Raw genomic sequence first — 21,494 nt, 5'->3', positions numbered from 1 at the left:
CCAGGCGGGCCGGTTCATCCAATTACCGACTGGGAGGACGGGGTACATGTCGTTTTGGGCAGACATAGGCGCAATTTTCAGCGCCTTTCTCAGCCAGGATTCGTTCGAGATTCAATCCGCACTGGAATCCGACGCGACCTGGGTGTTGGGCGCGATTGTCTCGGCTCTGGGCGGGTTCGTGATCATGCTGATCTATCGGGCCGTGCCCTTCATTGAACGGCATCTGGAACGATCGGTAATGGTGTATTCCTACCTTGCCATTGCCTTGATCATCTTTTGGGGCGTGATCGACCGGTTCGTGTTCAACGATCAAGAGCCCTGGTCGACCACTATTCCGCCGCTGCTGTTCATGGTGATGGCGTGGTTCGGGGCCTCGTATAACGTCCGCCTACGTACACATCTGAGCTTTAGCGAATTCCGCTCTGCCATGCCGCGCAGTGGTCAATTGGCCTGCCTGATCCTTGACGCCTTGCTGTGGTTCATATTCGCAGTGATCGTCATCGTGACCACGTCCCGGCTAGTCGCCCTTTCGGCATCGAACTTTCAGATCGTTCTGGGGACTGACAATATCATGCAGTGGTGGTTCCTTCTGGCCGCACCACTGTCGTTCTTTCTGATGGTCGGTCGGGTGTTTCAAAACCTCGCCGACGATCTGCACAACTGGAAAACAGGTGAGCCGCTGATCAAGCAGGCCGTGATCGGAGCAGACTGATGACAGATGGAACCATGGTCACACTGATCTCGCTTGGGGTCACTTTTCTGTTCATGTTGGGCGTGCCGGTCCTGTTGGTCATCGGTTATTGGGTCATAGGCTGTTCATTTGTCCTTGGCCTGACGCTGGACAACATGGGTGCCGAATTGCTGAACGTGTTCAACAAGGGTTTTGCCCTGTTGGCGATGCCACTGTTCATCCTGACCGGAGACCTGATCAACAAATCGGGTATTGCGCGGCGTCTCAGCGATTTCGCCTATGCCTGTCTGGGCTGGATACGCGGCGGGCTGGCGATGGCCTCGCTTGGCGCCTGTGGGTTGTTCGCAGCAATCTCAGGATCCAACTCGGCGACGACAGCAACCATTGGCTCAATGCTGCATCCCGAGATGGTGAAAGGCGGCTATGACGAACGTTTCAGCGCGGCCACAGCGGCGGCGGGTGGTACGGTGGGCATCATCATTCCTCCGTCGATTATCTTTATCGTCTACGGATTTCTTATGAACCTGCCGATTTCCGAACTGTTCGTTGCAGGCATCCTTCCGGGGGCACTGATGGTCTTTGGCATGCAATTCGCGTGCTGGATCATTTGCCGCATAAACGGTTGGGGGTATCTGATCCCGTTACAGCTGAACCGAGTGTTGAAAACCGCCTTTGGTGCATGGCTTGGGTTCTTCGCAATTGGACTGGTGCTTTGGGGCATCTATACGGGCAAATTCTCTCCGACCGAAGCAGCGGGCGTGACGGTTGGATTCTGTGTGATCGCAGGATTGGTCAGCTATCCGATCAACCGGATCATGGGCGCGCGGAATGATATTTCGCCGACCGAGAAGAGCTATGCCGAGATGTTCGTAGTCGAAGGGTTTACTATCCCCGAGATCCCATCGATCGTGATCCGTTCGGCCCAGATCACCGGAATTCTTGCACCGCTGATCGCGATTTCGGTGGTGATGCAGCAGATCCTGTCCTTGCTTGGCGCACAGCAGACCATTGGGGATTTCGTAACCTCAATGGGTGGGTACCATGCGGTTCTGTTCACCTCGATGGTGGTCGTCTTCTTCTCGGGCATGGTGCTGGAAAGCCTGCCTGTGACGATCATTCTGGCCCCGATCCTTGCCCCGATTGCGGCGTCAGTTGGAATTGATCCGATCCATTTCTCAGTGATCTTCCTCGTGGGGGCGTCTATCGGGTTCATCACTCCGCCATATGGCTTAAACCTGTATGTGGCCTCTGGCGTGACCGGAGTGCCCTATTTCCGGCTGCTGCGGTACACAGTACCTTATCTGGTCGCATTGCTGTCGGTGTGGATTTTGGTGTCACTTGTGCCCGATCTGGCCTTGATCCTGCTGCCAAATAACTAGACTGTTAAGGAATGGCCGCAACGGAAACACAAGATAAAGAGACACAGATACCGACCAACTTGCGCCTTCTTCTCATCCTTGAGGAGGTTGCGCGACGCGGGGTCGCCGTCAAACCGTCAGACCTGATCGAGTCACTGGGCCTGGCCAAGCCAACCATCCACCGCCTGTTGCAAACCGCAGAAGCCGAGGGCTTCCTGCAGCGCGATCTGGATGGGCGTTCATACGGCCCTGGACACCGGCTGCGATTGCTTTCGGTCAATACGATGTCTTCCGAGCACCTGCGTACGGCGCGTCTGGCGATCTTGCGCAGCGTCGCCGAGCAGGTTGGTGAAACCTGCAATCTCGCCATTCCAGACCGAGAGGGGATGATCTATCTGGACCGGGTGGAAACGAAGTGGCCACTGCGGATTCAACTTCCGGTTGGTACTCAGGTACCCTTCCATTGTACGGCCAGCGGCAAGATGTACCTGTCCACACTTCGGCAAAAAACGCTGGGCGGTTTTCTTTCAGCGGGAAATCTACAACCTCAGACGGAGCGCTCACTGACTGATCCCAAGTCGCTGCGAGCGGAGATCCAACGTATCACTGAGAATAGTTATTCCACCGATGACGAGGAATTCATGACCGGAATGACTGCCCTAGCTGTACCCGTTCAGGATGGGCAAGGCCGATTGGTAGGCACGCTTTCGGTTCACGCGCCGACACAACGTCATGACGTCAACAGTCTGATGTCGTTTCTGGGAATACTGCAAAAAGGGGCGGATGAGCTTTCGGCTCTTTTGACCGAGTGACTAGTACCGGAGATGACAGTCAAAACGTAAACTTTTTTACCAACTGCGAATTCGGTAATCGACCGGTTTGGAGAATTCTGCACCTCAGTGAGTGAGAGTGTGATCAAAGTCCAGTGTGCGCCGTTCGTTCAGCGTTGTAGAGTCAACATTTGCGCACTGCTGCCATTCCTGGCTGGTGCAGCATCTGCCGCTCTGGGCTCCGAACGGCCCAATGCATCCGCAGCGTTTCCCAAAGAACGCGCAACCGACAACGGCCATTCAAATCACAAGTAAATTGAGGCGTCAGCACGGTGCTGATGTCTGGGTTTGGCGGGAGGATTGGAGGGCGCACTATGCCAAGAGTCCAACTTCCTGCTGTCACCCCGAAACGAAGAGTCTGGAACAAGGGCCGGATCATCGGCCAGAAACGACCACTGTTGCCGAAACAGGTCTGGGCGATCCGCGCGCGGCTCGAACTGTCGGGCAACCTGCGCGATCTTGCGCTTTTCAACGTGGCTATCGACAGCAAACTACGAGGATGCGATCTGGTGAAACTGGCGGTTGCTGATCTGGTCAAGGATGACCGCGTGCGGGAGCGAGTTTCTGTGATCCAGAGTAAAACCAAGCGGCCCGTTCAATTCGAACTGACGGGAAACACGCGCGAAACTGTCCTGGCTTGGGTCAAGTCGCCCGAGATGTTTGCGTGCCGGTGCATGTTCCCGAGTCGGTTCCATGACCGCCCGCACATCTCGACGCGCCAGTACGGTCGGCTCGTCCGCGACTGGGTGACGGCGATTGGTTTAGAACCGAGCGGGTACGGCACCCATTCGCTTCGCAGGACAAAGGCGGCCGAAATTTACCGAAAGACCGGCAATCTTCGCGCAGTTCAGCTGCTACTTGGTCACACCAAAGTGGACAGCACCGTGCGCTACCTTGGCGTTGAGCTGGAAGATGCGTTGAGCATCGCCGAGCAAATCGACATTTGAACCACGTTGGCGGGCGGCACTTGCCGTTCGCCAATCCGAACCGGACCTGCGTTCGCGCCGCAGCAGCGGTTCGGATCGAGCCCCTGTCTACCATTTGATTGACGCGTGATCTAGCCGACGATAGGCAGAGTTCTATGGAAAACACTACGATAATCGCAACGACTTGGTGGCTGGCCTCCTAACAAGGTGGCCGGATGACCAAACGTATTCCGAGGCCGCCGCATGGGCGGCCTTTTGTTTTCCGAGCTTCCCGATGCGCTGCCTCTCTCGTTTCATGGGAAGACGCAAATGAACAGACCAACCATTCTGACAGGCGACCGCACGACGGGGCCGCTTCACATCGGGCACTATGCAGGCTCGCTTGCAAACCGGCTGCGCTATCAGGACAGCCATGAACAATTCCTGCTGCTGGCGGATACCCAAGCCCTGACCGACAACGCCCATGACCCGGAGAAGGTGCGGCGCAGCGTGATGGAGGTCGCGCTGGACTATTTGGCCGTGGGCATTGATCCCTGTCGCACCACCATCTGCCTGCAATCGCATCTTCCGGCGTTGGCCGAGTTGTCGATGCTCTACCTGAACTTCGTCACGGTCGCGCGGCTGGAACGGAACCCGACGATCAAGGACGAAATTCGCGTGCGCGGGTTCGGACGGGATATTCCCGCCGGATTTCTGTGTTATCCGGCGGCACAGGCGGCGGACATCACAGCCTTCAAGGCGACGGTCGTGCCGGTCGGCGAGGATCAGGCCCCGCTGATCGAACAAACGAATGAGATCGTGCGGCGCATCAACGCAACCTCAGGCCGCGCCGTGTTGCCCGAGGCGCGGGCGATCATCCCCAGGGCGGGCCGGTTGCCCGGTATCGACGGCAAGACCAAGATGTCGAAATCCGGTGGCAACGCCATTGCGCTGTCCGCGTCGTCCGAGGAGATCCGAAATGCTGTCAAGGCGATGTTCACCGATCCGAACCACCTGCGTCTCGAAGACCCGGGCTGCATCGAGGGCAATGTTGTCTTTACCTATCTCGACGCCTTCGATCAGGACCAGGACGGGCTTGCCGAGCTCAAGGCACAATATCAGCGCGGCGGGCTTGGCGATGGCAAGATCAAGGCGCGTCTGGAAGCTATCCTTCAGGACCTCGTTGCACCAATTCGCGAGCGCAGGGCACAGCTCTCTGAGGACCGGAGATACGTTATTGACGTGATCAAAGAGGGCACGGAACGGGCGCGAGAGCGCACCGAGGCGACAAAGCGCGATGTGGTTAGTGCCTTGGGTCTGTTCCAGTTGTAGGCGGGCAGTGGCGGGCGATCCGGATGAAGGTCCGTTTCGTCCGCTCCTCGTGTGTCGACCAAAGCTGCGGCGAAAGAGAGATTTGGATTAGGCCGAATTTTGCGCCGATGAATGACCGCAAACGAGAAATCCTCTGCGATGCAACAAATGGCGTGTCGCGCCTGCGAGGGGTTTCTGCGTCAGCAAAAGCGGCGTGAGCAAAAGTCGGCTCCATCCCGCAACTCGGAGTTTGCAAAGCACGATTTTGAAGGTCCGGTTTGGGTTGCCCTTGATCACTGATGGGATGGCAAGCGTTTCTTGCGGTATGCTGAAGCCGGCATACCCACATATCTTCGAAAGGCATTTCGGAAGCTTGATGGCTCGGTATATCCAACTTCAGTAGCTATTTCGTCGATGGGCAAATCGGTCGTCTCAAGCATTTGCTTGGCTTCCTCTACCCTGAGAGTCTGAATGTACTCGACTGGCGTCTGCCCCGTGGCTTTGCGAAACCGCCGCAACAGACTACGCTCCGTCAAACCGCTTCGGGCGGCCATGGCGGTAACCGGGGTTGGCAGGGCATAGTTATCCGCGGCCCAAACCTGAGCATCTGCAACCAGAGCATCCTCGTGCTGTGCTCCCGCAGTCAAAGAAGCGTAGTGCAACTGTCCTTCAGTGTGAGGCTGGAGCAGATAAATCTTGGCGAGGCGTCGGGCCTCATCCTGGCCAGCAACTCGGCCGACCAGATACAGAACCAGATCACCCCACGCAGACGCTCCGCCTGCCGTCACGATCCGGTGCCCGTCACCCGCAGGTATCAGAATCCGTTCACGGCGCACGCGGACATCCGGGAATTTCCGGGCAATGACATCACAGAAACTCCAATGGCTGGTGGCATCAAGCCCATCCAGCAATCCTGCCGCCGCGAGTAAGAGCGCACCAGAACAAACAGAAGTTATGATCGCGCCGTCAGCATGCGCCTTGATAAGCCACGGGACCACAACCGCGAATTCATCTGGCAACGGTGCGTCAGGCGCAAGATGCAGGTCAGGAACGATTACCAAGTCAGGCTGACCAAATTCGGCCAGTGATCCGTCCGGCGTGATACGTCGTCCGTTGATGTCGACATAGGGTGCTCCATCTACCGACAACATTTTGGCGTCAAAGATCTTCGCCTTGGGACGGGCCCCATGCAGCATTTCCCAATCCCGGCCGACCGAAGCGAGCGCATCGAGAATACTGTAAGCCGTCGAGGTTCCGACGCAGGGCAAAGTCACAACCACTGAACGGCAGGGAGCTTTGAATGCTGGCATCGATATGTCCGATATTCACCGATTTGGTCATTTGCAGGCATATCACGACTCGCAAACCTGCGGCAATACCGACGCAGAAACAGGCGAGATGAACCCCAAAAGTATCGGAGAAACCACATGAACGAACAAACAGCAGTCACTTTTGATGAGGCCAAGGCAGAGCTCTTTGGTGAGCAGATGGTCGGCACATTAAATAGTGCCGCGCTCGCGTTGATGATATCGATTGGCCACCGCACCAAACTATTTGACACGCTCGCCGAACTACCCAACGCGACGTCCTCAACTCTAGCCAAGAAGGCTGGCCTGGCCGAGCGCTACGTACGCGAATGGTTGGCCGTGATGGTGACTTCGGGCGTGGTCGATTACGCCCCCGGAGCCGAAACCTACACTCTTCCCCCTGAACACGCAGCGCTGCTCACCCGCGCGGCAAAACCGGACAACATGGCTGTAACCTGCCAGTTCATTGGTGTCATGGCTTCGGTCGAGGAAGACATGGTCGCGCGGTTTCGAGATGGAGCGGGCACTCATTACCATGACTACTGCCGCTTTCACGAAGTGATGGCAGAAGACAGCGCCCAGCTGGTGGTATCAGCCCTGATCGAGCACATCCTTCCTGTAGAACGTGGTCTGATTGAACGTCTTGAACACGGGATTGATGTTCTGGACGTGGGCTGTGGCGCAGGCCGCGCGATGATGGAACTGGCCCAGGCCTTTCCCGCAAGCCGCTTTGTCGGGATCGATCTGTGTGAAGACGCCTTTACTGAAACGCAAGTCTCAGCAGCACGCATGGGTCTGAAGAACCTGACATTTCGAGTGCAGGACCTCTCCAAAATCAAATCTCTGGGAAGCTTCGACCTGATCACAGCGTTTGATGCGGTCCACGATCAGAAAGACCCGCAGGGACTATTGGACCTTGTCTACCGCTCACTCGCCGGGGACGGATTGTTCCTGATGCAAGATATAGGCGGGTCCCGAAATCTGGAAACCAACATCCAGAACCCATTTGCACCCCTGCTTTATTCCCTGTCGCTGATGCACTGCACGCCAGTGTCGATTGGACAAGGCGGGCCAGGTCTCGGGGCAATGTGGGGCATTGAGACAGCACAGGAATATCTCGCCAATGCAGGCTTCGGTCAGGTCAAGACCCATCACCTGCCTCATGATCAACTCAACGCATACTTTTTCGCGCGCCGTTAAGCGCACTGTTTTTGGAGTTCTCAAATGAAAGTTCCTCATTCAACAACCGCCATCATTATCGGAGCCGGTCTTTCCGGGCTGGCTGCGGCCTTTGAGCTGCGCGCCCGGAATATCCCGTTCACCATTCTGGAAGCGTCCGACAGGGTGGCCGACCCGTGGCGCGCACGGCATCCGAAGTTGCGACTGAACATTCATCGCCATTTCGCCAGCCTCCCCGGACATCACGCACCTCGTAAAGCGGACACCTTTTTGCCCCGAGATGCTGTTGTCGACTACCTGAGCGAGTATGCGCGTCAGTTTGCTTCCGATATCCATTTCGAGACCCGTGTCCTGTCAATCCGCCGTGAAGACGACATCTGGCAGATCGAAACCAACAGGGGCACCTATTTCAGCGCCCACCTGATTGTCGCAACGGGGCGGGAGAAAGTGCCTGATATGCCCGTTTGGCCGGGCATGGAGGAGTTTGGCGGTCAAATCGTTCACGCCGCCGACTTTGGTGACCCCAGTGAATACGACGGGAAGAAAGTCCTTGTCATCGGGGCCGGCAACTCAGGCACAGATGTGTTGAATCATTTGTCGCGCAGCAATCCGGCCCAGGTCTGGGTATCGGTCAGGCATGGGCCATCGATCCTGCCATCGCGCGTCTTCGGCTTTTCGTTACAGCGGCTGGCCAACCTGTTCACGCTATTCCCCAAATGGTCACTCGATCCGATCTTTTCGATCATGCAGCGCGCCTTCTTTGGAAACTTGCGCCGCTATGGCCTGCGCCGCCATGTCATGGGCGGTGGTTCCCGGATGCTGAAAGACGGAGTTACCTTCGCTCTGGATGATGGATTCGTTTCTGCGCTGAAATCTGGTCAGTTTACGGCCGTCAGCGAAACCGTCGGCTTTTCGCCCCACGCCGTTGAACTGGCCAGCGGTCGAAAGTTCCACCCCGACGTGGTGATCTGCGCCACTGGATATGGAGCAGATCTGGATGAACTCTTCGGGCACATGGGTGCGTTGGACAACAAGGGTTATCCACTACATCCAATGGGTCAGGAAGATCCTCAAAATCCCGGTCTTTGGTTCACTGGGTACGGATTGTTGTTTCAGGGATTTTTCCACGCAGCAGGCATAAGCGCAAGTCGTATTGCAAACCAAATCGAAGCGTGTGCCAATGCGTCGTCCCAAGCTCAATCATCAGGGTATCTGTCACAAGGAGCAAATCAAGGCGTTCAGTCTTTGGAAGGAGCGGTGCGATGAACTTTTCAAACTCCGCACTGATGTTGTCGCCGCCAAGGGGTTGGCGGCTGCATATCACGAACGCTTACCGACTCTTCAGACACTTACTGCGCCGGAAACGGAAGTATTGCCGCATGGATGAATTGCCTAGCCATCTGTTGCGGGACGTAGGTCTTGAGCGCCTCATTGATGTGAAACCTGATACTAGGTTCCAGCACCGTCTGATGTAGCACCGTTCGAGTGCCCGCTTTGGGCTGCCTTCAGTCGTAGACACGGGAGGTAGCGGAGGTCGACTACGAGCCCAGAGTGCAAATTGCTGCGGTCGGCCCAAATACGTGCGAAGCGTGCGTCGCTGCCGTTGGCCCTACAATGGACGGCCCATTCCGGACGTTGACCGCCACTCGAAGTGCCGCAACGCAGAGTTCTTCACAATCATATTTGATCCTATTGCATGTTCTTTCTGCTCACTCAGACGCGACGGGCTGTTAACGGACCATGGACGCATCTCTTTTTCGTTGTGCGTCTCGGACCAGCGCCGCAAGCCGATAGAAGCCGTGTGCCATTTTTGTGTAGGGCGTCAGCAGGAAGAAGGTCAGGACCGATCCGAGGTGGATGGCCAGCAGTGCGGGCATCAGAGGTGTTGAACCGAGGGCGTAAAGAACCAGCCCGCTGAGCCCCACAAACCCGAGCAACAGGATGAAGCCGATATCCCCGCCCCAGGCCGACGGATCGCCGAGGTCTCGGTCTGACTTTAGCTTGAGCAGCGCCATCGCACCGCACCCCACCGTCAGCAGAAGCCCCCCGGAAATCCCGAACAGTTTCGGCAACGACCAGAACCCGTAAGGCGCGTACATTCCGAAGACATAGTGCATGATCGTCGCCACCGAGGTCGACGCAAAGCACAGCAGAAAACCATACATAACAGCGTGGTGGATGTGACGTCGGCCCTGACTGAACCGGTCTTCGTCCTCGAAGTTACAACCCTCGCCATGGCCTGCGGCCAGATCCTGCATCTTGCCCGCGCGTTTGAGCGCAACCGTCAGATCAGACATCTGGATCGGTTTGCCACCAACCTCTGCCCAATAGCGCCTCAGGCTGAAGGCGATACTGAACAGAGGAAGCAGGAATGCAGGCGCAAAGATCGCGACCATCGCGTTGTGGGACAGGACGGCATAAAACCCTTCGCCTCCACTGGAACCGATGGCGCGGGTCGCCCAGAACAACAGGGCAAATCCGACCACCAACGCCAGGGCGATGGCTCCGCCATGGGTGTGGAACCGGCGTGCCAGCGGCTGCGGCCAGGCGAAGCTTTCCCAACTGTCTCGCCGCACTTCAGCCAGCGCCTTGGGCAGGTTCAGGTCAAACGCGTGCGGGGCGGTGTACTGACAGGCGTAGTAACAGCCCCGGCAGTTGTGGCACAGGTTGGCCAATTGCGTGATGTCCCCATCCGAGAACGCGCGCTCTGCGTGCAGCGACGGGAAGACCGAGCAATAACCCTCGCAATAGCGGCAGGCGTTGCAGATCTCGGCCTGGCGGCGGGCTTCCTGAATAAGATCAGTTTGCATAAGCGGCGGCCTCTCGTCCTGCGATGCGTCCAAAGACAGTTCCGATGGTCATGCCAAAGCCCGCCAGATAGCCTTGCCCAAGGATGGACCCGGCCATCGTTTCCCCGGCCGCCCAAAGGTTTTTGATCTTGCCGCTTGGGGTCGAGCACTGGGCTGTCTCGTCAACCTTCAACCCAAGATAGGTAAAGGTCACGCCGGTCCGCATCGAGCAGCCGTAAAACGGCGGTTCGGTAATTGGGCGCGCCCAGTTGGTCTTGGGCGGGATCAGGCCCGAGGTCGCCACCCCGTCCAGTTCGGTCGGATGAAACCCGCTGGTGTCACCGCAGGCGGCGTTGAATGCGCTGACGGTTGCTTTCAGTTTCTCCGCGGGCAGGCCCATCATCCCGGCCAATTCGTCCAACGTGTCCGCCTTTAGCGGAGGGAACACGGACGGCATGAACAGGTTCAGCGATTTGGCGTCGATGATGGCATATCCCACCTGATCCGGCTGCGCCGCCACCAAACGGCCCCAGATCGCGTAGCGTTTGGGCCAGACGTCTTCGCCCTCGTCATAGAACCGCTCGGCATGTTTGTTCACGACGATGGAAAACGGAACGCAGTCCAGACGGGTGACGATGCCGCCGTCGAATTTCGGCGCGCGCCCGTCGATGGCAACGGCGTGGCATTGGGTCGGGTCGCCAACGCTTTCTACTCCTTGGTCCAGTAGATCAGACAGGACAACGCCTCGGTTGTAAGGCGTTCCCCGGATCAGGAAGTTCTTGGCAGGTTCACCCCAGGCTCGGGTGAGCCAATCCGTGTCGGCCTGAAAGCCGCCGGAGGCAACGATGACCGCCTTGGGCGCGATGCGATGAGACTGGCCTTCATAGCTATAGTCGACCCACTCGATCCGATCACCATTCAGTTCCAAATGCGTGACGGCGGCTTCGTACAGCACATCTACACCCAAACCTGCCGCCGTGCGGTAATAGGCATTCACCAGAGATTTGCCGCCCCCCATGAAAAACGCATTGGTCTGTGCCAATGACAATGTGCCGGAAAGCGACGGCTGAAACCGGACCCCGTGTTCTTGCATCCAGGGAAGGCATTCTTCCGACGTGCGGATCGCCAACCGGGCAAGATGTTCATCGGTTTTTCCACCGGTGACTTTCAGCAGATCCGAGAGGTATTCGTCTTCGCTATACGCCTCGACGAGCGGACCCAACGGGCCCGAATGCATGCAGCGAAAATTGCGCGTATGGCGTGAGTTTCCGCCGCGATAAGGTTTTGGCGCCGTTTCAAGGATCAGAACACGGGCGCCTGCCTCGGCTGCAGTCATCGCAGCGCAGAGAGCCGCATTGCCGCCACCGATCACAGCGATATCGTAAGCTTCCTTTGGGGTGGCCATATCCTGTCTACCTACTGGCTTTCGTCGATTGAGCGGTCGCGGTCCTGCAACGCGCGGATGCGCATCCGCTGCGCAGCCTGAATATGCGCGCGCATCTCTGTCTCGGCCGCTGCGCCATCGCGGGCCTTCAAAGCCGCCATGATGCGCCGATGCTCGGCCACTGCGGCCTCGGCGCGGTCGCTATCCAGCAATTGCGAAGGCCCCAGGATCAACAGCGCCTTTTGCAAGGAGAGCATGGATTTTGCCAGAAACCGGTTCTTGGCCGCATCCAGAAGTGTTTCGTGAAAGATCTTGTTGATTTGGGCCGCATCGGGGCCAGTACCCGCCTCGGCCAGCCGGTCGTTCAGAACTTCAAGCTCGTCCAGTTCGACATCAGACGCCGCGCGGGCTGCCAGACGGGCCGCTGTCCCTTCAAGCACGGCGCGCATCTCATAGAGTTCCATGACCTCGGCGTAATCCAGACTGCGCACGGTGGCACCTTGCCGTGGCACATGCGTGACCAGCCCGTCGGCCTCCAACTGCCTTATCGCCTCGCGTACCGGGGTACGGCTGACGCCCAACCGTTCAGACAGCTCAATCTCACGCAGCCGGTCGCCGGGCAAAAGAGTGCCCTCGCGAATCTCGCCCAGCAGGCGCTGATACGCAGAATTGCCTTGTGGGCCAGGTTGTAACGGGTCGTCCTGAAGGGTCATCGCAGGCTCTCTTGTCATCTTGCGTCCAGTTGTATACACATGGATACATTATAAGTCAATGAAGCTGGAACGCTTACCTTGCACAGCCAAACTGATACCCCCTCTCTTCTGACGAAACGGGCCGTCACGCTCGGCCTGGCGGTGTTGGGCACAGGGGTATTTTGGGCGCTAAACCTGCCGCTACCTTTTCTGTTCGGGCCAATGAGCGCATGTTTGATTGCAGCTCTTGCGCACGCACCGATGGAAGGCTTTGGACAGGTCTCGGTTGCCGCCCGCACTATACTGGGCGTGGCGGTAGGGGCATCGATTACGCCGGCTCTGTTTGCTGAATTGCCAAAAATGGCCGCGTCAATTGCGCTGATCCCGTTCTTCATCCTGCTAATCGCGCTGGTAGGTGTGCCATTCTTTCGCAAATTCTGGGGCTTTGACTCCACAACGGCTTTCTACGCAGCCATGCCGGGCGGTTTGCAAGACATGATCATCTTTGGCACTGAGGCGGGGGCCAATCCGCGTACCTTGTCCTTGATCCACGGTACGCGCGTGCTGATCATCGTGACGTTGGCCCCCTTGTTCCTCACCGTGTTCTATGATGCCCAACTCACCAATCCGATTGGCGAGCCCGCGCACAACCTGCCAATACATGAATTGGCGCTGATGGTTCTGGCCGCCATTATCGGCTGGAAAGGCGGGGAGCGGATCGGCCTGTTCGGGGCGTCAATCCTGGGGCCAATGATCCTTACGGCCGCCTTGTCACTGGGCGACTTAATTCATACCCGACCGCCTCGCGAGGCCATCCTTGCAGCGCAGTTTTTCATTGGCTGCGGAATTGGTGTGAAATTCGTAGGTGTCACATGGGTCGAACTACGCCGGGTAGTGGCAGCGGGCTTCGCCTATGTCATTGTCCTTGCCGTCCTGGCAGCCACTTTCACCGCCGTTGTCACCACCTTGGGACTGGGCCAACCTGTCGAGGCGTTTCTGGCCTTCGCGCCCGGTGGGCAGGCAGAGATGACGGTGCTGGCCATCGTCTCGGGCGCGGATTTGGGCTTTGTGATCACCCACCATCTGACAAGGATCGTGCTGGTGATCATTGGTGCGCCCATCGCCGCGAATCTTATTCTGCGTTGGTCCAAACCTCGGGGTTGATCATGTGGACCGGAGCGCCTTCGGCATAGGCGTTCACCTGATCGAAAATATCCGCGAATTGCAGGTCGAACTCGTCTTCAGTGACAAAGCCGATATGTGGGGTCGCGATCAGGTTGGGATGTGACAAAAGCGGGTCGGTCGAATCAATCAGTGGCTCGGAATCAAACACATCAATCGCCGCTTTGCCGGGGCGACCGACTTTCAGCGCCTCAAGCAAAGCACCAGGTGCGATCAGCCCGGCTCGCGAGGTGTTCACAAACAGCGCCTTCGGCTGCATCTGTGCGAAATCCGATGCGGTGATGATCCCGCGCGTATCCGGTTTCAAGCGCACATGGACCGAGACAACATCGCTGCTGCCAAAGAACGCTTCACGGCTGGGCGCGACCTGTGCGCCATCCGCCTGCGCACGCGCCCGGCCTTCTACGGATGACCACCAGACCACATTCATCCCAAAGGCCTCGGCATAACTTGCAATGGCGCGAGCAATGCGGCCATAGCCATAGAGCCCCAACTGACGCCCCCGCAGCGTCTTGCCCACGCCCGCCTGCCAGTGCCCTGCTTTGACCGAGGCCATTTGTGCGGGCAAATCCCGCATCCCGACCATGATTAGCGCCCAAGTAAGTTCAGCTGCAGCATAAGACGGCGTTCCGCCGTGCATGTTTGAGCACAGCAGCACGTCTTGATCTGTACAGGCTTCGACATCGACATGCGGATAAACGCTGCGCTGGCTGATAAGTTTCAGGTTTGGTAATTTCTCCAGCAAGGCGCGGGTGACTTTGGTACGTTCGCGGAACAGGACAAGCACCTCCGCGTCATGCAGTCGTTCGGCCAGAGTGTCAGTTTCTTCGACATGATCCGTCCATAACGTCACCTCATGACCGGTGAGTTTCTCAAAACAAGGCAGGCCACGCAGCGTGTCAAACCAGTCATCAAGAATGTGGACCTTCATCGGCTTTCTATACCCTGCTCGGTGTTCAGTTTTCTTGGCGTCGGCACAAAATGACATGTGTTGAGAGCGGAAAGTGCATTGCGGACTCGTTCGCTTTGATCCAGCAGATGGTTGAACTGCTCATCGCAGCCAGCAATCGGTGTCGGGTAGTCCGCGATGTCCCGCCGTAGGGCCGACTGCGCCAACATGAGTTCCTGACGCGCGATATCGAGGCATTCCGAGTAGTTGTCCATCGTGTCACTCCCACTATGTATACAATAGTATACTATTTGGGTTGCACTTGATCAACTCCCGTTCCAAACAGACTCAGGCACATAAACATGCCCGTCCGCCAACTTGCGCGCGGTCCGCACCAAACCCGCCGCGTTCACTGTGAACCCGTCGGTGGTGGAAAAATCCACCAACACGTCGATATTGCCCGAGGCGTGTTCCAGAACGACTTCAGCCGGGCTTGTCGTGGGGCGATCCAGCAAACCGTCGGCGACGGTTCCGGGAGTCAAAGCGCAAGACGCCATGCATTGCGCGCCGGTGACCGCCATGGTCGGGTGGGTTTTCCACGGCATGAAATACCGCACTGCGAGCGTTCCGCCTTCTTTGGCCGGAGCAACAAGGCCGAACTTAGGGGTGACCGATTTGGACACATCCCCCATACCCATCCGCTGCCCTGCTTCGATCCTAACGGCCTCCATCCGGTCAAAGAACGCGCGGTTTGCGTCCAGCTCATTGGCGCTCTCATAGCCCGTCAATCCGAAGTCTGTGGCGCGGGCGATAGCCATCGGCATAGCGACATCCATGCAGGTCAGTTCGACGCCCTGAACTGCATCGCGCAGGTTGCCCGTAGGCAGGAACGCTCCGGTGGCCGAGCCCACCACGCCCATGAAACTCAACTGCACCGGCGCTGAATGACCGGGAACGCCGGCGATCTCCGCATCACCCTCATAGGTCAATTCGCCCCCGGGTGTATTCACCTTGGCCACGATCCGAGCCCCAGTGTTGACGGCCCGAATGCGAACTTCAGTTTCATCACCCTGCGGTTTGAACAAGCCCATCTCGATGGCAGCAGGGGCAACGCCAGACAGGATATTGCCGCAAGTGGGTTTGAAATCGACCAGCTTGTCCTCGACCGAGACCTGCGCGAAGAAATAGTCGATATCGGCCCAGTCATCCTCGCCGACCGACAGCATCGCGACCTTTGTGGTCACCGCCGCGCCGCCGCCGATGCCGTCGATGTTCAGCGACTGCCCGGACCCAAGAGCGGCGATCAACACCTCGGCCAGCGCGTCCAGATCCTCAGGCAAATCCGAGCGGCGGAAATACGGGCCTTTCGACGTGCCGCCACGCATCAAGATATAAGGGATTGCGGTTTGAGTCATTTTGAACCCCTCACTTCAACGGCCAGGGCAGGCTGACCATGTCCTGCAACAGACCTGGCGGGAAATCGCGGTTCAGAGCGCCCGCCATCAGGCACATGAACCCGATGCCGCAGGCGGTCAGGATCAGAGTCATCTGCCAGCTGGACCCGGCGCGGATACGGAGAAAGGCGATCAGGAACCCTATCAGGGCGAGGATGAAGCCCACCACCCACGTGGCCGCGATCAAACTGGCGAACCACGCCAGAGTGGACCACAGACCGTGGGGTGCGCTGGCGTCTTCACCGGCGATTTCCTTGTCGGCAAAGATCACGTCGCCTTCGGGACGTCGCATCATCTGGATCAGAAGGATCACGCAACAGAATAGCGAGACGCTGCCGATAACCAGCGGGATGATCTTGTCGGTCATATTGTAGTCGGGGATCATGTTGGCGTTGACCAATGCGACGATCAGATAGGCCATGATCACCAGCAGAAAGATAAGCGGCGCGCGTTTGGTACCGGCCTGAACATCACCCTCGGCCATGATCATCTTGGCCTGCCGGATACCCAGAATGACCGAAACAACCGTGACCACGATCAGCACGATGACGATAGGGCTGAAGACATATTCCATCCCCTCGCCAAAGCTTTTGCGGAACCGGAATGAGGCGATCTGGAACGCCTGATTGGTGAACTTCTCAACCGGGTTCGACAGAACGAAACCGATCAGGAAGGCCGGGCGCGACCAGTCGAAACGGCGTAAAAAGATGCCGATCAGGCCGATCACGAACAGGGCCAGCAAGTCTTCGAAGTTTTGGCCGGATTGGAACGCCGCAAAGCTGATCAACATGAACAGGAACGGCGCCAGATAGGTGAAGCGGATCGTGGTCAGCTTGGCGATCCCGCCCGATGCCGCGATGCACAGGATGGTCCCGACGACGTTGGCCAACGCCAGCAGCCAGACGATCGAATAGGTGATGTCGAGATTGTCCTTGAGCATGCTCGGACCGACCTCGATATCGCCTGACCCCAGCAAAGCCACCGCGCCGATGAAGATCGCCATCGAGCCTGAACCAGGGATGCCAAACAGCAGAGTTGGCACCAGCCCTCCACCCTCTTTGGCGTTGTTCGAGCTTTCCGGGCCGATGACGCCGCGCACTTCGCCTTTGCCGAAATTGCTCTTGTCCTTGGTGGATTGCACCGAGTGACCGTAGGCGATCCAGTCGACAACCGAGCCGCCGAGGCCGGGAATGACTCCAACAATCACGCCAATGATCGAACAACGCACCGACAGCCATATATTTGCGAACCAGTCTTTGACGCCGTCCAGCCAACCGGCGCCCAGTGAGGCCCCCTTGGCAATCGACCGATCTTGACGCAGCAGCGATACGATCTCGGGCACCGCAAAGATACCCAGGCCAACGATGACCAGCTTCAAACCGTCCGTCAGATAAGGAATGTCGTAAGTTGCCATGCGCAGCGAACCGCCTGCATCCGCCTCACCAATCGTGCCAACCATCAGGCCCAGACCGGCGGCGGCGACTCCTTTCAGCGGGATCCGCCCGGCCAAAATGGCGACCATCGACAGGCCGAGAATTGTGATCATCAACATCTCGGGCAGGCCGAAGGCCAGAACGATGGGTCGCGCGATAAGTATGAACATGGTCAGGAAGGTCGCGCCGACGAGCCCTCCGAATAGGGACGAGGAAAAGGCTGCTGACAAGGCCCGTGCAGCCTCGCCCTTTTTCGCCATCGGAAAGCCGTCCAGCACGGTGGCCTGCGAAGCAGAACTGCCGGGGATGCCCATCAAGACGGACGCAAACGTGTCCGAGGTCGGCACCACCGCAACCATCCCGATCATCAGCGCCAGACCAAGGATCGGGTCCATTCCGAACATGAAAGGCAACAGCAGGGACAGACCGGCAATACCGCCAAGCCCCGGAAAGACGCCCACAGCCAGCCCCATGACGACGCCGAGAATGAGATACCCCAGAACGATGGGTTGCAGGATCAAACCCCACGCGTCACCAAGCGCAGGTAGAGCGGTGGCGAAAACCTCCATAGCGGCCGCCTTTCATAAACTGTTTTGTATCTAGAGAAACGCACGCCCTTCGTTGGGCGCGACGACGTGTCAGCTTAGTTCAGCTCGACGCCGTAGGCCTCTTTCAGCCAGTTCAGGACGTATTGCTTGGCATTGTCATCCACATTGGTCGCCGTCTGCAGAGCAGATTTCGAGCCGTCGCCGACGAACACCGGATACTTGCCGACGTGCTTCGAGGAGATATCAGCAAAATCACCCCGCTCGGTCACTGCTTGGAACGCTACGGTATAGGCGTCGACGACCTCTTGCGGCGTGTCACCGGGCAGGAAGGCCAGCTTCTGAACCGGGAAACCTGCCACGAAGAAGGCTTTCCATGCGTCCCATGCCTCACCACTGGTTTCGCAGCCATCGGTGGCCTCGCAGACCTCCTTGAAAGTCGGAATGTCCGGGAAGGTCGGGTCACGAACGATATTGCCATCAGCATCCAATGCGCCCCAAGTCATCATGGGAACGGCCTGACCGGCTTCGACCAACGGAGCCGAGCCGCCCAGAAAACCGGACGAGGTCTGGTAGTCGATATTGGCTTCGCCACGTTCGAACATCAGGCGACCATCACCACGGCCTTTGATGCCAAAGACCGGCTCCACATTCATACCCAACATCTGCCACGCCAGCAGCGGGACCAGATCCAGCCGGGTCGCGCCCTGCGAGCCGTAGATGAAATTGGTGTCTTTCAGCGCATTGGCAGAGCCATCGAATTTGGCTCCGTCCTCTGCGTTCAGATAGGCGACACCGCCGGTGCCCGACGCCATGACAGGAATCCAGTCATTGTATTCATAGCGGACGCGCGGGTCACTCAGCAGATAGGGGAACTGTGTCGAGCCAGAGGTGCCGAACAGCAGCGTGCCGTCGTCATGGCTCTGCTCCTGAAACCAGTTCGCACCCTTGGTCGATCCTGCACCGGGCATGAATTTAACCACAACGGTTGGCTGACCCGGCAGAGCCTCGGACAGAAGCGGCGCAAAGAAGTTGGCCCATTTAGCCGACCCGCCCGTTTCCGAGAACGGAATGACCCATTCGATGGTCTTGCCCGAGAAATCGACCTCGGCGGCGGCAGGTGCAGCGAATCCGGCAGCGGCGATCAGCCCCACGACGGCACGACGAGTGAAGTTGGAAATGGCCATTAGTTCCTCCCTGTTGACCAGACAACCACGTCAGCGTCCTTCGCACCACCGTGATTGCAAATAGAACTGCGGGGTTGATTCCCCCTCCCATCTGGCGATCATGGAACGCCAACCTTGCGCGAAACTTGCGGGAGACCTGATGCGGATCGTCATCGTCGAGGATAACGAAACCCTCGCCAACGCAATTGCTTACCGCCTGCGGGATCGAGGCCATGCCGCGGATGTGCTGACTGATGGCGACGCCGCCGATTTGTATCTGGAGCAAGAAGGCGCAGATCTGATCGTTCTGGACATCAACCTGCCGGGTCGGTCTGGGCTTGAGATTTTGCGGTCCCTTCGCAACCGGGGTGACAGCGCGCCCGTCATCCTGCTAACCGCGCGCACCGAGACCAGCGACCGCGTTTCGGGTCTGGATATGGGCGCCGACGATTACTTAGTGAAACCCTTCGAGATGGATGAACTCGAGGCCCGCATCCGTGCCCTGTCCCGCCGCAAACAACTGGATTACGGTGCGCGCGAAACGATCGGAGACCTGGAATTCGACCGCACCGCCCGGCAGGTGAGCGCAAAGGGCCAAGTCCTCGATGTGCCGCGTCGGGAAATGGCTGTGCTTGAATGCCTGCTGGAACGTCGCGGCAGGATCGTCCCCAAAAGTCAGTTGATCGACTACGTCTACGGCGTGGGAGCCGATGTCGACGATTCGGCCGTCGAGCCGCATGTGTCACGACTGCGCAAGCGCCTTCAGAACCTTGGCATCCGGATCAAGACCGCCCGTGGCCTTGGATATCTGCTTGAGGTGCAGAAGTGATCCGGCACGGCTCACTCAGGCTCAGGCTTTTCATTCTGATTCTGACGCCCTTGGTGCTGCTTGCAATCCTGCTTGGATACTGGCGCTACACGGTGGCTCAGCAAACGGCGCAGGAGCTTTTTGACGACAGCCTGTTGTCCGCCGGTCTGGCTATATCGCGCGATGTGGCGGTTTCAGAAGGCGATGCCCTGTCGCCCACCACACGCAGCTTGATCCGCGACGCATCGGGCGGAGAGATTTTTTATCACGTGACCGGACCCGGTGGCATCTACGTCACAGGGTATGCATACCCTCCGACCGCTGCAAACCCGTCTGAGCAAGACGCGTACCAGCCGAGGTTTTTCGAGGCGATCTATCGGGATGAGCCGGTGCGCGTACTGAAAATGACCGAGCGCGTCACACTTGATAACCTGGTGGGCGATGCGACAGTAACAGCTTGGCAACGCGTTGCGGATCGCAACGCCTTTGCCAACGAACTGTCGATCCGCGCCGCGATCCTGATGGGTATCCTGCTGGCCACCCTTGCTGTTGTCGTGTGGTTCGGCGTCGCGCGAGGGCTGCGGCCCTTGCTGGATTTGCAGGATGCGATCGACCTACGCTCACCTGACGACCTGAGCGAAATCAAACGCCCGGTCCCGGTCGAGGTTCATGGCATTGTTCAGACCTTGAACCGGCTGTTTGGACAGGTCGAGCACAGCATCAACGCCCATCAGGTGTTTATCTCAGAGGCCGCGCATCAGCTGCGAAATCCGGCGGCAGCGGTCCAGTCCATGGCCGAGGCGTTGCGGGACGCAAAAACGGATGAGGACAAGGACAAACGGATAATCGAGCTGGTGGCAGCGGCAAAGAATTCGGCTACAGTGGCGGAACAACTATTGTCGCTGGAACGACTGCGGCAACCTACGCATCAGGATCAGATGGACAAGATTGATTTCCGTGCGGTTGTGGAAGAGGCCTGCGCTGATATGGGCGTTCATATCCTCGCAAAAGGGATCGATTTTGAAGTCACATTGCCAGAACCAACAATCTTGGTCTCGGGAGATCGGATCTTTTTGGCAGAGGCTATCAAAAACCTGCTGGACAATGCGCTTAAGCACGGCGGCGCTAAACTGAGTCAAATATCAGTTGTACTGCGTTGTGACGCGGGGAACGTCAAACTAACCGTATCTGATGACGGAACCGGCCTTTCACCCGACCAAAGCGAAGCCGTTTTCAGTCGATTTTCGCAGCTGGAATATTCCGAAGGTAGCGGTTTAGGGTTGTCGATTGTCTCAGCTGTCGCGAAGCGTCACGGAGGAGTGGTCGCAATCAACCAAGCCGAAAAAGGAGCAAGCGTTACGCTCGAGCTTCCCATAGCCCTGTAGTTTGTTTCAATTTCTGCTCGGAACCCGAAACCTGTCACAATCAAAGAGAGTTTTTCGATTACAGCGAATGACCGGTTTCCACCCCAGGTGCCGGGCACGGTGGTCTTGATACGTCTTCACCGGACTTTGAAGCCTTTTGCAGCGAAATGGCGCTTGGTCCGCATTGTGTGAATTCAGCCAGCCGAT

19 protein-coding genes are annotated in these 21,494 nt (G+C 57.9%); 10 read left to right on the top strand and 9 right to left on the bottom strand.

The window, feature by feature from the left end; all coding sequences use genetic code 11:
• Positions 1-46: 46 nt before the first annotated feature.
• The 5 genes from ACR0AD_RS11510 to trpS all read left to right on the top strand — a co-directional run bounded on the left by ACR0AD_RS11510 (position 47) and on the right by trpS (position 5,116).
• Positions 47-712 carry a TRAP transporter small permease gene (locus tag ACR0AD_RS11510; protein ID WP_480487433.1) on the top strand — a complete coding sequence of 222 codons (666 nt, stop codon included), beginning with the start codon at positions 47-49 and terminating at the stop codon, positions 710-712.
• Positions 712-2,070: a TRAP transporter large permease gene (locus tag ACR0AD_RS11505; protein WP_480487431.1), complete on the top strand. Its 1,359-nt coding sequence runs from the start codon at positions 712-714 to the stop codon at positions 2,068-2,070. The genes ACR0AD_RS11510 and ACR0AD_RS11505 overlap by 1 nt, the downstream gene beginning before the upstream one ends.
• Before the next feature lie 11 nt (positions 2,071-2,081).
• Complete coding sequence (locus ACR0AD_RS11500) at positions 2,082-2,861, top strand: IclR family transcriptional regulator (protein ID WP_480487430.1); 780 nt, start codon at positions 2,082-2,084, stop codon at positions 2,859-2,861.
• 332 nt (positions 2,862-3,193) lie between these two features.
• Positions 3,194-3,826: a tyrosine-type recombinase/integrase gene (locus tag ACR0AD_RS11495; RefSeq protein ID WP_480487428.1), complete on the top strand. Its 633-nt coding sequence runs from the start codon at positions 3,194-3,196 to the stop codon at positions 3,824-3,826.
• 288 nt (positions 3,827-4,114) lie between these two features.
• Positions 4,115-5,116: a tryptophan--tRNA ligase gene (trpS, locus tag ACR0AD_RS11490; protein WP_480487426.1), complete on the top strand. Its 1,002-nt coding sequence runs from the start codon at positions 4,115-4,117 to the stop codon at positions 5,114-5,116.
• 272 nt (positions 5,117-5,388) lie between these two features.
• Here trpS and ACR0AD_RS11485 read toward each other — a convergent pair whose 3' ends face one another.
• Entirely contained in the window at positions 5,389-6,405 is a 1,017-nt protein-coding gene (locus ACR0AD_RS11485; RefSeq protein ID WP_480487424.1) for a GlxA family transcriptional regulator, read from the bottom strand.
• 117 nt (positions 6,406-6,522) lie between these two features.
• Between ACR0AD_RS11485 and ACR0AD_RS11480 the strand changes: the two genes are divergently transcribed.
• Entirely contained in the window at positions 6,523-7,602 is a 1,080-nt protein-coding gene (locus ACR0AD_RS11480) for a class I SAM-dependent methyltransferase (protein WP_480487422.1), read from the top strand.
• 24 nt (positions 7,603-7,626) lie between these two features.
• Entirely contained in the window at positions 7,627-8,847 is a 1,221-nt protein-coding gene (locus ACR0AD_RS11475) for a flavin-containing monooxygenase (RefSeq protein ID WP_480487420.1), read from the top strand.
• A gap of 464 nt (positions 8,848-9,311) precedes the next feature.
• Here ACR0AD_RS11475 and tcuB read toward each other — a convergent pair whose 3' ends face one another.
• The 3 genes from tcuB to ACR0AD_RS11460 are packed head-to-tail and all read right to left on the bottom strand — an operon-like array spanning position 9,312 to position 12,467.
• Positions 9,312-10,391: a tricarballylate utilization 4Fe-4S protein TcuB gene (gene tcuB, locus ACR0AD_RS11470; RefSeq protein ID WP_480484173.1), complete on the bottom strand. Its 1,080-nt coding sequence runs from the start codon at positions 10,389-10,391 to the stop codon at positions 9,312-9,314.
• Entirely contained in the window at positions 10,381-11,775 is a 1,395-nt protein-coding gene (tcuA, locus tag ACR0AD_RS11465; RefSeq protein WP_480487419.1) for an FAD-dependent tricarballylate dehydrogenase TcuA, read from the bottom strand. The genes tcuB and tcuA overlap by 11 nt, the downstream gene beginning before the upstream one ends.
• Positions 11,776-11,786: 11 nt before the next feature.
• Positions 11,787-12,467, bottom strand: a complete 681-nt coding sequence (locus tag ACR0AD_RS11460; RefSeq protein ID WP_480484186.1) for a GntR family transcriptional regulator — start codon at positions 12,465-12,467, stop codon at positions 11,787-11,789.
• A 78-nt stretch (positions 12,468-12,545) separates the two neighbouring features.
• On the opposite strand from ACR0AD_RS11460, the gene ACR0AD_RS11455 reads away from it, so the two are divergent.
• Positions 12,546-13,610, top strand: a complete 1,065-nt coding sequence (locus ACR0AD_RS11455) for an AbrB family transcriptional regulator (protein ID WP_480487417.1) — start codon at positions 12,546-12,548, stop codon at positions 13,608-13,610.
• On the opposite strand, the gene ACR0AD_RS11450 is transcribed toward ACR0AD_RS11455, so the two are convergent.
• From ACR0AD_RS11450 to ACR0AD_RS11430, 5 genes are all read right to left on the bottom strand, one after another.
• Positions 13,579-14,559 carry a D-2-hydroxyacid dehydrogenase family protein gene (locus ACR0AD_RS11450; protein WP_480487415.1) on the bottom strand — a complete coding sequence of 327 codons (981 nt, stop codon included), beginning with the start codon at positions 14,557-14,559 and terminating at the stop codon, positions 13,579-13,581. The two genes, ACR0AD_RS11455 and ACR0AD_RS11450, sit on opposite strands and share 32 nt — an antisense overlap.
• Complete coding sequence (locus ACR0AD_RS11445) at positions 14,556-14,792, bottom strand: hypothetical protein (RefSeq protein WP_480487414.1); 237 nt, start codon at positions 14,790-14,792, stop codon at positions 14,556-14,558. The genes ACR0AD_RS11450 and ACR0AD_RS11445 overlap by 4 nt, the downstream gene beginning before the upstream one ends.
• Positions 14,793-14,843: 51 nt before the next feature.
• Positions 14,844-15,932: a 4-oxalomesaconate tautomerase gene (locus ACR0AD_RS11440; RefSeq protein ID WP_480487412.1), complete on the bottom strand. Its 1,089-nt coding sequence runs from the start codon at positions 15,930-15,932 to the stop codon at positions 14,844-14,846.
• 10 nt (positions 15,933-15,942) lie between these two features.
• Positions 15,943-17,973: a tripartite tricarboxylate transporter permease gene (locus ACR0AD_RS11435; protein ID WP_209194861.1), complete on the bottom strand. Its 2,031-nt coding sequence runs from the start codon at positions 17,971-17,973 to the stop codon at positions 15,943-15,945.
• Positions 17,974-18,047: 74 nt separating this feature from the next.
• The gene (locus ACR0AD_RS11430) at positions 18,048-19,136 is read right to left on the bottom strand and encodes a tricarboxylate transporter (protein WP_480484167.1); all 1,089 of its coding nucleotides are present in this window, start codon (positions 19,134-19,136) and stop codon (positions 18,048-18,050) included.
• A 139-nt stretch (positions 19,137-19,275) separates the two neighbouring features.
• Between ACR0AD_RS11430 and ACR0AD_RS11425 the strand changes: the two genes are divergently transcribed.
• Both ACR0AD_RS11425 and ACR0AD_RS11420 read left to right on the top strand, forming a co-directional pair.
• On the top strand, positions 19,276-19,944 hold the full coding sequence (locus ACR0AD_RS11425; RefSeq protein WP_480484166.1) for a response regulator transcription factor: 669 nt from the start codon (positions 19,276-19,278) through the stop codon (positions 19,942-19,944).
• A gap of 53 nt (positions 19,945-19,997) precedes the next feature.
• A complete protein-coding gene (locus ACR0AD_RS11420) occupies positions 19,998-21,308 on the top strand; it encodes a sensor histidine kinase (RefSeq protein WP_480484165.1) in 1,311 nt (436 codons plus the stop codon).
• Positions 21,309-21,494: the final 186 nt, after the last annotated feature.

The sequence above is a fragment of the Ruegeria sp. BH8 genome, assembly GCF_056538065.1.
The sequence above is the reverse complement of the archived record's forward strand: the minus strand, read 5'-3'. Positions and strand labels throughout refer to the sequence as shown.

Coding starts and splice junctions, on each gene's coding strand:
- ACR0AD_RS11510 (WP_480487433.1), top strand. CDS start 47: ATGTCGTTTTGGGCAGACATAGGCGCAATTTTCAGCGCCTTTCTCAGC.
- ACR0AD_RS11505 (WP_480487431.1), top strand. CDS start 712: ATGACAGATGGAACCATGGTCACACTGATCTCGCTTGGGGTCACTTTT.
- ACR0AD_RS11500 (WP_480487430.1), top strand. CDS start 2,082: ATGGCCGCAACGGAAACACAAGATAAAGAGACACAGATACCGACCAAC.
- ACR0AD_RS11495 (WP_480487428.1), top strand. CDS start 3,194: ATGCCAAGAGTCCAACTTCCTGCTGTCACCCCGAAACGAAGAGTCTGG.
- trpS (WP_480487426.1), top strand. CDS start 4,115: ATGAACAGACCAACCATTCTGACAGGCGACCGCACGACGGGGCCGCTT.
- ACR0AD_RS11485 (WP_480487424.1), bottom strand. CDS start 6,405: ATGCCAGCATTCAAAGCTCCCTGCCGTTCAGTGGTTGTGACTTTGCCC.
- ACR0AD_RS11480 (WP_480487422.1), top strand. CDS start 6,523: ATGAACGAACAAACAGCAGTCACTTTTGATGAGGCCAAGGCAGAGCTC.
- ACR0AD_RS11475 (WP_480487420.1), top strand. CDS start 7,627: ATGAAAGTTCCTCATTCAACAACCGCCATCATTATCGGAGCCGGTCTT.
- tcuB (WP_480484173.1), bottom strand. CDS start 10,391: ATGCAAACTGATCTTATTCAGGAAGCCCGCCGCCAGGCCGAGATCTGC.
- tcuA (WP_480487419.1), bottom strand. CDS start 11,775: ATGGCCACCCCAAAGGAAGCTTACGATATCGCTGTGATCGGTGGCGGC.
- ACR0AD_RS11460 (WP_480484186.1), bottom strand. CDS start 12,467: ATGACCCTTCAGGACGACCCGTTACAACCTGGCCCACAAGGCAATTCT.
- ACR0AD_RS11450 (WP_480487415.1), bottom strand. CDS start 14,559: ATGAAGGTCCACATTCTTGATGACTGGTTTGACACGCTGCGTGGCCTG.
- ACR0AD_RS11445 (WP_480487414.1), bottom strand. CDS start 14,792: ATGGACAACTACTCGGAATGCCTCGATATCGCGCGTCAGGAACTCATG.
- ACR0AD_RS11440 (WP_480487412.1), bottom strand. CDS start 15,932: ATGACTCAAACCGCAATCCCTTATATCTTGATGCGTGGCGGCACGTCG.
- ACR0AD_RS11435 (WP_209194861.1), bottom strand. CDS start 17,973: ATGGAGGTTTTCGCCACCGCTCTACCTGCGCTTGGTGACGCGTGGGGT.
- ACR0AD_RS11430 (WP_480484167.1), bottom strand. CDS start 19,136: ATGGCCATTTCCAACTTCACTCGTCGTGCCGTCGTGGGGCTGATCGCC.
- ACR0AD_RS11425 (WP_480484166.1), top strand. CDS start 19,276: ATGCGGATCGTCATCGTCGAGGATAACGAAACCCTCGCCAACGCAATT.